Origin of the sequence: Desulfococcus sp. (genome assembly GCF_041737845.1) — a bacterium.
GTDB lineage: Bacteria > Desulfobacterota > Desulfobacteria > Desulfobacterales > Desulfococcaceae > Desulfococcus.
In genome coordinates this window covers 21,423-28,301 of the sequence record NZ_JBGSQX010000055.1, presented here as the reverse complement: position 1 = coordinate 28,301, position 6,879 = coordinate 21,423, and the positions used below count along the sequence as shown (strand labels likewise).

General features: G+C 50.1%; 5 protein-coding genes. All 5 read right to left on the bottom strand.

What is annotated here, in order from left to right; genetic code table 11:
* Positions 1–188: 188 nt before the first annotated feature.
* Complete coding sequence (locus tag ACEW8N_RS06175; RefSeq protein ID WP_373498933.1) at positions 189–1,274, bottom strand: ATP-binding protein; 1,086 nt, start codon at positions 1,272–1,274, stop codon at positions 189–191.
* Positions 1,275–1,614: 340 nt separating this feature from the next.
* Complete coding sequence (locus ACEW8N_RS06170; RefSeq protein ID WP_373498932.1) at positions 1,615–2,763, bottom strand: DegT/DnrJ/EryC1/StrS family aminotransferase; 1,149 nt, start codon at positions 2,761–2,763, stop codon at positions 1,615–1,617.
* 215 nt (positions 2,764–2,978) lie between these two features.
* Entirely contained in the window at positions 2,979–4,595 is a 1,617-nt protein-coding gene (locus tag ACEW8N_RS06165; protein ID WP_373498931.1) for a GMC oxidoreductase, read from the bottom strand.
* 84 nt (positions 4,596–4,679) lie between these two features.
* The gene (locus ACEW8N_RS06160; RefSeq protein WP_373498930.1) at positions 4,680–5,714 is read right to left on the bottom strand and encodes an SPASM domain-containing protein; all 1,035 of its coding nucleotides are present in this window, start codon (positions 5,712–5,714) and stop codon (positions 4,680–4,682) included.
* Positions 5,715–5,785: 71 nt separating this feature from the next.
* Positions 5,786–6,619, bottom strand: coding sequence for a sulfotransferase (locus ACEW8N_RS06155; RefSeq protein ID WP_373498929.1), 834 nt, complete (start codon positions 6,617–6,619; stop codon positions 5,786–5,788).
* Positions 6,620–6,879 lie beyond the last annotated feature (260 nt).

Here is a 6,879-nt window from a genome sequence, read left to right as displayed (position 1 = left end):
AGGAATTTGCTCCATAGTCACCCCTCTATTTAAAATCACGAATTAGAGGAATGATATAAAAATGTTACATATCTTGAAAGGAATTAGATGGCGGGAATGAAATTACTCGTAACATAACCAAACTGGCAGCATAAGGATCATAATCGTTGAATGGTCGGATTCACTCCCTGCCACCCTCTGCAACTCGATTATCGATAAAGACGACCTGCTTTTAATGCGGAAACCAGTTCCTTCACATTTTTGGGCGGTGAAGGGAACTCCGGTTTGGACTCCATGACAATGGCTTCTTCTGGGCAGCCAGTAGCACAAACCGAACATCCGAAACATCTGTCAAGATTTACAACGGGAATATGATCATAACCCATGGTAAGAGCCTCGGGTGGACAGCGATCAATGCATGTTTCACAGGCAACACATTTTCCCGGGTTGAAACGGGGTTGATAGCCGGAATTGAAGATCCATCCAGGCTTTGCTTGCTTCAGTACCTGGTTGACCACCTCACAGTGCCAGCGATCACAATTGCACAAGAATTCGATTTCCTCCGTCGTATTGCGGCTCATATGGATCAGGCCAGCCGTCTCACACCTGTCTAACAAGTCCATGGCTTCCGCTTTGGTCACTTTTCTTCCACCGATGCGATCCACCATATAATCGGCAGCGTGGCCGAACCACATGCAGACGTCCATTGGCATATCATGGGTGTCCTCACCGCGCAGTTTGGCTGCATGCCTACAGTAGCAGGTGCCCACGCCGATGGCATCGTATTTTTGGATATAGGTAGCGACTTGGTCATAAGTATGGATCCGATTGCTTGCATCGATGGTTTTGTTCACGGGAATGACGCGCGTTACTGGAAAAGTAATTTCTTCAATGCCTGTGGCCGCGTCAAAGGCTTTCTTATATGCATAAATCAATTGTGCAAGTTTGCGGTAGCGGGCGGTATCGCGACCGGAAATAAATTGGTATTCGAAAATACCTGGCATAAACGGCAAACCTTTGTAAACGCGATCGTTGCCCCTCACGAAAGTTGCGCAGAGCCCTTTATCCGCCATGCCTTCGAGCAGCGGGCGGAGTTCTTTTGGGTCACGGTGTAATTTCAAGGCGATTTCTTCAAGCATTTCCGGTTCTTTGGAGAGAGCATTGTTAACCCCTGCCTCTTCGGGCGAAAACAATTCCTCCACCAGGTCAAAAAATTGGGGAATGTCCAGCCCTGCATAAGGCCCCCGGCGTGATTTCATTACTGAAAGCAATTCTTTATAGACAATTAGCTTCATAAGTCGCCTTTGCGATTTGATGAGTTTTACCTATAATTTCTCAATAGTCTTTTTTTATAAGACAAGTCAACAATGCCTTCAACACGATCATTTGCATATCAACCTAAAGATTCAAGCTTCGATTTGTTCTGGTATTGACAAATTCTGTTCATGAATATTCCAGTTTTGGATCATTCTTGTTGACCACCAGCTTGATGGCTTTCCTTCGATTTTTAGGCCATCCTTGGAAGGTGACCCGTAAATATCCGTTGGCGTGGGAGGGGGTAGCCGTGAGGATGTTCTGAACCTCTGCCTCAGAAAAGTTTCTCAATCATGTTTCAGGTGAAGGCAACCTTGGCACCTATTGGTGGTTGTCCAGCAGTTTTTTGACGATGTTTTTGATCGATGCAGCGGTTTTCCTGATTCGGTCTTCGGACCAGTTTTCGGTCAGCCACAAGGTCACCAGGTGGTCGGTCAAACGCTCCGCTTTCGGGCAGTCTCCTCTTCGATATTCAATGCCGGGCCTTGCGCACGAAAACGGGCAGCGACTGCTCCCGTAAACACGTCCTGTCGACAGCGCTTTTGCGGAAAGGTACAGCGGTGTGGACATATGGATCGCTGCGGGGATGGCCATCCCCTTCAATTCGTTGACGAAGACATTGACGTCGATGGTTTCCAGATAGAGTGGATAGGCCCAGTAGGAGTGGGAAGCGCCGGGTGTCACGGGTGCAGGCCGGACCCCGTTGGTGCCCGAAAGGAGATTGGAAAGCATTGTTCCCAGATGATTTCTGCGGCGCACCACATGAGAGACTTTTTTCAATTGGGCTATCCCCACGGCCGCGCACAGTTCCGGCATCCGGTAGTTGGGTGCATAGAAATAATAGGGTGAACCGGCCCTTGTCTCCCTGTCGAATCCTTTGTCCACAAACAGCCGCATGATATTATGATATGTCGTCCGGTTGGTGATGGTCATGCCGCCGTCACCCGTTGTGAGGTGCTTCGATTCATGGAGGCTGAAACATCCCATATCCCCGATGCTTCCGAGGAGCCGCCCTTTATAAATTGTCATATGCGCCTGGGAGCAGTCCTCGACCACAGGTAGATTGTAACGCCTGGACAGGGCCATAATTCCATCCATGTCGCATGGATTGCCGTAGGTGTGGACGGTGACGATAGCCTTTGTACGTTCGGAGATGCACGATTCGATGGCGGCGGGGCTGATATTGTAAGTATCGTCAATATCCGCGAAGACCGGAACGGCATTCTGAGCCAGAATCGGGATGATTGTTCCCATGTCCGTAATCGGTGTGGTGATGACCTCATCTCCCGGATTCAGGTTCAGCGCGCCCAGGGCCACGTGAATTGAAGATGTACCTGAGGTGGATGCGACCCCGTAAGCCACGTTGTATGCATGGGCAAATTCCTTTTCAAAGATCAGGACCATTTTCCCAACGGTTCGGGAGAGCTTACTGGACCGGAGAACCTGGTGCACGAATTTAAGCTCTTCCATCCCATACGGGGTCCTGCCGGAGATGGACGTGGACCGGTTGCAAGACATCAGGATTCTATAGCACAGATTGAATACAGGAGTCTTCAGTACGCGCAATACAGCCCTCATGATATCCTACCTTTGTTTCAGGTTTTCAACTGTCGTTTACTCTAGGGCAAACCCGACGAGGCTCTAAATTAAAGAGCCAAAAATAGACGACCATGTGCTGCACGCGATTACAGTTCTCCTCCGTGCATCCGATCTGCGATGTGTTCACAGGCCCTTACCGTAAGCGCCATGATGGTATTGGTCAGATTGACGGCCGCACCCGAGGGAAAGCAGGCAGCGTCGGTTACGTATACGTTATCCACGTCCCAAGACTGGCTATACATGTTCAGGATGGATTCTCCCGGATCGGAGCCCATCGGAGCTCCGCCACATTTATGGACGGCATATCCGGGGTAAAAACTGCCTGATGGATGCAGCGACCTGTTTTCCATGACTTTCTGAAACAGCGGACCGCAAGGCCCGCTCACCCAGCATGACACTTTCAGGCCACAGGCCGCTATCATCTCCTGGAGGGTTTTCTCTTGATCGGCAATCATGGCCAGCTCATTTTCCCGATACCGGATGTCAATATGAATTACAGGTATTCCCCATGCGTCTTTCATTTTAGGGTGAACCGTCACTCGGTTCTCCGGATGGGGCAGCATGGCCCCGAAGCAGACCATCCACCATCGCTTTCCCCCGCGCCCGATGGCACCGCATGTATAGTATCCGCGGAGGAAATCCGAATCCAGGCCGTTCACATTCCGAAATTGCGGTATAAAGAAGCCATTACCTTTACCGAGGGCATAGGGATCCTGGTCAAAAGGTGGGGGGTCACAATGTTCGGTGGGCCCGGATCGATAGAGAAAGGTATTGTCCATCACATTGCGGCCCAGTAGTCCAGAGCTGTTTCCGATTCCCCCGGGATGCTCACGGCATCTACTGTTCAGCAGGATTCGGATAGACTCGAAGGCGGAGGCAGCCAGGACGATCACCCTCGATTGAACCGTCTGGGTCCTTCCCGTATACCGGTCGATGAAGGTTACGCCTGTGGCCCTTCGGGTCCGCGAATCGATATCGATTTTACTGACGATGGCGTGGTACCTCATTTCACATCGACCTGTCTGCTGGGCCGACAGCAACATTATGGGGACTCTTGAAAGCTGCTGCATGACCCTGGCGCTGACAACCCGCCTTTCGGGCCAAGTCCTTTCGATCTGGTGCTTGAAGGCTGTCTCCTGGGAGGTGAGGGGCCACGGCCGGATGTAGATGCCGTCAGGCATCAGCGGGTGGCCGTCCTTTTCGCCGTACAGGCCCATGAAGGTTTCGACCCGGTCATAGTATGGTTGGAGGTCTGCATATGAAATGGGCCAGTCTCTGCCATGGCCGCCCCCCTTGGCGGCCTGAAAGTCGGCATCCGACATCCGAGGGGCCACGCGCGCCCAAGTGTGAAGACGTCCGCCGGCCTGCCGGCCACGGAACCAATAGTATTTTTGGTCCCGTGGGTAGGTATAGGGATTGAGTCTGTCGTTTACGAAAAAGTGCTTTGTCAGCGGTGACCATCCGCCGCACCAAGCCTGAACATACTGACCGGCCATCATCGCTTTAATTCTCTCCGCCGGCGAATTTCGGTGCTTTCCGGCTGTCATCCACGAATAGTCCTTCCCTGGCACTATGGGACGGCCGGCTTCCAATACGAGGACGCTCAGGCTCCTTTCAGAGAGTTCCTTTGCGGCCCACCCCCCGGAGGCACCGGATCCGACGACGATGGCATCATACCGATTCTGAAGATCCCGTTCGCTCATAACGTTTTCTCTGAGTTGATCCGGTTATCGTGAACAGCACCGGGCAGAACCAGAACTTCGCCCCGATGACGGACCAAAAAAGGATCAAGGTTGAAACATACGCATCAGCAGCCGCCGCTTCAGTGTTTTGTTTCCATAGGGGTCAACATAAATGTTCCTGGATCTCATGATCTCGAAAATATGACACGACATGCAAGGGATATCGTCTCGCGGCACCGCTTTTCCCATGAGCATTTTTTGGGTATAGGCGTATTTTTCTCCTTTGATATGTTTTCCGATACCCGCCGAAAAGACGTTTCCGAAATGACCGTAGCGGTTTCTACAGCATCCAAGCAACTTGCCGTCCCAATTGATGACCGGCATTTCCCATAACTGGTAGCAGGAATGATTCCGGATGGCGCCGGTTTTTTCCAATTGGTCGTTCCAGGATTTGTATCCTGTCTCCCTGATGGCCTGATCTGTGTCTTCGATGGGAGAATATCCGGGGTCTCCATTGAGCTTGACCTTGAAGATCATACCCAGCTCCTCGGCCATTTTTCTCGCCGCAGGGAGTTCCTTTTCATTGTGGCCGAATAGAATAAACTGCCATTTCATTACTGGAACTTCTTTTTGATACCGCTTTTTGTAATAATTTACTTTTTTGATGTTGCTGATCACGGCATCGATATTCCCACCTCTTCGGTAGATCTGGTATATCGGTTGTGAGGCGCCGTCGATTGATACCAGCATGCCCTTCAATTCATACTTTACCAAGGCCTCGATCTGGGCGTCGGTCGCGGTGTTGAAGTTGACACCGTTGTTTGCCGAAAGCGCAACTCCCTTGGATGAGCCATATTCCAGTATTCTTTCCAAGTCCGGATTCAAGAAGATTTCGCCCCAGTTCGAAAGCTCGATTTTTTTGATCTGAGGGTGTCGATCGATGAAATTCCTGAAATTCTCGAATGACAGGTATCCATTCCCGAGAATACCGGTCTGTTTATTCCCGGTACTGCAAATAGGACACTTCAGCTGGCACAAGACCGATGCATCAAGCCAGACCTTGTCTCCGAGAAACCCGTGCTTCAAATATCCGAGAAATAAGTCTTTTTTCTTCTGGATGGCCTCACCGTGCAGCGTCATGATCATTGCTCCTATGCCTCAACGCAAATCTGTCCAAGGCCCCGACCCCCAACTCTTCATCACCGGCCCTATTACCGCTGATTTCTGAAATAGTCTTCGTAGCACGAGCCTTTGAATCGGGCCTTTAATTCCCCGTAGTTCACTATTGCCTCGGAAACAGGTTGCTGTCTTTGCTTCCGCAACTGAACATCAAGCCTTTTCAGCGGGAGTCCCAAAAAGGCTTGTACCTTCTCCAGTTCAACGCCGGGGTCCCCAGTCAGGTCTTCATAGAAAACGTCATGGACTTGATGGCGGCTGAAATGCCGGCAGAACTTTTTTTCCCATTCACCCAGTTTTTCGAAAAACCGTAAACAATTATGGTATTCGATGCGGATTGGTTTCAAAGACGACTGTGCCAACGCGCTGGACTTCATCGATATCCACTCATTTGATTGCCATGCTCGACAGATGGACAGATATTGCTTGAGATGGTTTTTCCGCCGCAAATGCAGAATCTTGATTCTCGTATCTTTTTGAAAATAGGACCAGACATCTTCAATACGTGCTTTCGCGGCGACAACATCGAAGGTATTGGCGATATATCTTTTCAATCTTTCGATCTGGGCCGCCTCTTCATTAGAGACGTCCTTCCGTTGGATGAAATAAGTAGAATAAAATTCGCAGTCAACCTGCTCCGGCGTCATTTGGTTATAGAAAATTTTGAAGCCCAGGACCATTTTTCCCTTTGGACATTTTTTGTTCAGCAGTTTGTCGGCATATTTCACGGGGTCCAGAAGGAGCCTCCTCATCACCGGCGCGGAGGCGGCCTGCAGATTGAAGACTTCTCCGAACATTTGAATATTTTCATGAGATTTCAACGCGTAATGGAGAAAATTTGATCCGCTTCGGGCCGAAGTGAGGATCATGAATCGAACTCGTGGCCTTTTCCCCCAGATCGCAACAGCCGATCTGCCGCGAACTTGCTTTAATTTCTTTATGATGTTTCGCGCTATTGGCCGCATCTGAATCGGCAACGATTTTCCGGATACTTGCTGTTATTTAGTGCCTGAACGAAAACAAATAAACTATTTGTGATCGGGGCGTTATAGCATTTTAGGAAAATGAAGATTTTCCGGGACGCTGCAGGAAGTTCTTGCACAAATTACTCATAACCCTTATAATATAT

Coding starts and splice junctions, on each gene's coding strand:
- ACEW8N_RS06155 (WP_373498929.1), bottom strand. CDS start 6,619: ATGATCCTCACTTCGGCCCGAAGCGGATCAAATTTTCTCCATTACGCG.
- ACEW8N_RS06170 (WP_373498932.1), bottom strand. CDS start 2,763: ATGGAAGAGCTTAAATTCGTGCACCAGGTTCTCCGGTCCAGTAAGCTC.
- ACEW8N_RS06165 (WP_373498931.1), bottom strand. CDS start 4,595: ATGAGCGAACGGGATCTTCAGAATCGGTATGATGCCATCGTCGTCGGA.
- ACEW8N_RS06175 (WP_373498933.1), bottom strand. CDS start 1,274: ATGAAGCTAATTGTCTATAAAGAATTGCTTTCAGTAATGAAATCACGC.
- ACEW8N_RS06160 (WP_373498930.1), bottom strand. CDS start 5,714: ATGACGCTGCACGGTGAGGCCATCCAGAAGAAAAAAGACTTATTTCTC.